The organism is Paenibacillus sp. FSL R5-192 (assembly GCF_000517845.1).
Lineage (GTDB): Bacteria > Bacillota > Bacilli > Paenibacillales > Paenibacillaceae > Paenibacillus > Paenibacillus amylolyticus.
On sequence record NZ_ASPR01000061.1, the window covers coordinates 1 to 637 of the forward strand.

Sequence of the window (637 nt, forward strand, 5' to 3'; positions counted from 1 at the left end):
ATAGGCTGGGGGTGGAAGTGCAGCAATGCATGGAGCTGACCAGTACTAATCGGTCGAGGGCTTATCCAATAGCAAGTTCTAAATCGCGTGTTTCGTTTCGAATCTAGTTTTCAGAGAACGATCTCTGAAATGTAAGCTATGCGTTTGGTGGCGATGGCGGAGGGGTTCCACACGTACCCATCCCGAACACGACCGTTAAGCCCTCTAGCGCCGATGGTACTTGGACCGCAGGGTCCTGGGAGAGTAGGACGCCGCCAAGCGAAACCCCATTGGGGTATTTTTTTTCGAAAATTGATAAGGGCCCTTAGCTCAGTTGGTTAGAGCGCACCTCTGATAAGGGTGAGGCCGGTGGTTCGAGTCCACCAGGGCCCATAGCAAGACCACAACAAGAAATACACAGTGTATGGGGCCATAGCTCAGCTGGGAGAGCGCCTGCCTTGCAAGCAGGAGGTCAGCGGTTCGATCCCGCTTGGCTCCACCATTCCCTGATAGCTCAGTTGGTAGAGCACTCGACTGTTAATCGAGTTGTCACAGGTTCGAGCCCTGTTCGGGGAGCCAGTAAGGCCCGTTGGTCAAGGGGTTAAGACACCTCCCTTTCACGGAGGTAACAGGGGTTCGAATCCCCTACGGGTCATAA

4 tRNA genes and 1 rRNA gene are annotated in these 637 nt (G+C 54.0%); all 5 read left to right on the forward strand.

Features of this window, described 5'->3' with window-relative positions:
- Positions 1 to 143 precede the first annotated feature (143 nt).
- Positions 144 to 260 (forward strand): 5S ribosomal RNA (gene rrf / locus C161_RS27095).
- A gap of 38 nt (positions 261 to 298) precedes the next feature.
- Positions 299 to 372 (forward strand) — tRNA-Ile (locus tag C161_RS27100).
- 33 nt (positions 373 to 405) lie between these two features.
- Positions 406 to 481: transfer RNA gene (locus tag C161_RS27105), tRNA-Ala, on the forward strand.
- A 1-nt stretch (position 482) separates the two neighbouring features.
- Positions 483 to 558 (forward strand) — tRNA-Asn (locus tag C161_RS27110).
- 4 nt (positions 559 to 562) lie between these two features.
- Positions 563 to 634 (forward strand) — tRNA-Glu (locus C161_RS27115).
- Positions 635 to 637: the final 3 nt, after the last annotated feature.